We start from the raw sequence: 1,108 nt of genomic DNA on the forward strand, positions 1-1,108 counted from the left end.
GGCGAAGGTGAGAACTTAAGCGCCGGTAAACGGCGGTGGTAACTATAACCATCCTAAGGTAGCGAAATTCCTTGTCGGGTAAGTTCCGACCTGCACGAATGGCGTAACGACTTCCCCGCTGTCTCAACCGCAGACCCGGCGAAATTGCACTACGAGTAAAGATGCTCGTTTCGCGCAGCAGGACGGAAAGACCCCGGGACCTTCACTACAGCTTGACATTGGCGTTTGGAGCGTCTTGTGTAGGATAGGTGGGAGACTGGGAAGCTCGGACGCTAGTTCGGGTGGAGTCATTGGTGAAATACCACTCTGGTCGTTTTGAACGTCTAACTCTGGTCCGTGATCCGGATCGGGGACAGTGTCTGGTGGGTAGTTTAACTGGGGCGGTTGCCTCCTAAAGGGTAACGGAGGCGCCCAAAGGTTCCCTCAGCCTGGTTGGCAATCAGGTGTTGAGTGTAAGTGCACAAGGGAGCTTGACTGTGAGACTGACGGGTCGAGCAGGAGCGAAAGCTGGGACTAGTGATCCGGCATCGGCGTGTGGAAGCGGTGTCGCTCAACGGCTAAAAGGTACCCCGGGGATAACAGGCTGATCTTCCCCAAGAGTCCATATCGACGGGATGGTTTGGCACCTCGATGTCGGCTCGTCGCATCCTGGGGCTGGAGTAGGTCCCAAGGGTTGGGCTGTTCGCCCATTAAAGCGGTACGCGAGCTGGGTTTAGAACGTCGCGAGACAGTTCGGTCCCTATCCGCTGCGCGCGCAGGAGACTTGAAAGGGGCTGTCCCTAGTACGAGAGGACCGGGACGGACGAACCTCTGGTGTGCCAGTTGTACCGCCAGGTGCACGGCTGGTTGGCTACGTTCGGAAGGGATAACCGCTGAAAGCATCTAAGCGGGAAGCTCGCCTTGAGATGAGGTCTCCCACCACGAGAGTGGGTAAGGCTCCCGGTAGACGACCGGGTTGATAGGCCGGAGGTGGAAGCATGGTAACGTGTGGAGCTGACCGGTACTAATAGGCCGAGGACTTGACCACAAAGCAAACCCTCCTGTGGGAGGGTGTCTTGCTCGCGTCCACTAGGCAATTCTGAGACAGCAAACGGTTGCTGTTTCGTAG

General features: G+C 57.1%; 1 rRNA gene. It reads left to right on the forward strand.

The window, feature by feature from the left end:
* Positions 1–1,027 (forward strand): 23S ribosomal RNA (locus ABZW11_RS46260); the annotation flags it as partial.
* Positions 1,028–1,108: the final 81 nt, after the last annotated feature.

Origin of the sequence: Nonomuraea sp. NPDC004580, assembly GCF_040609855.1 — a bacterium.
GTDB lineage: Bacteria > Actinomycetota > Actinomycetes > Streptosporangiales > Streptosporangiaceae > Nonomuraea > Nonomuraea salmonea.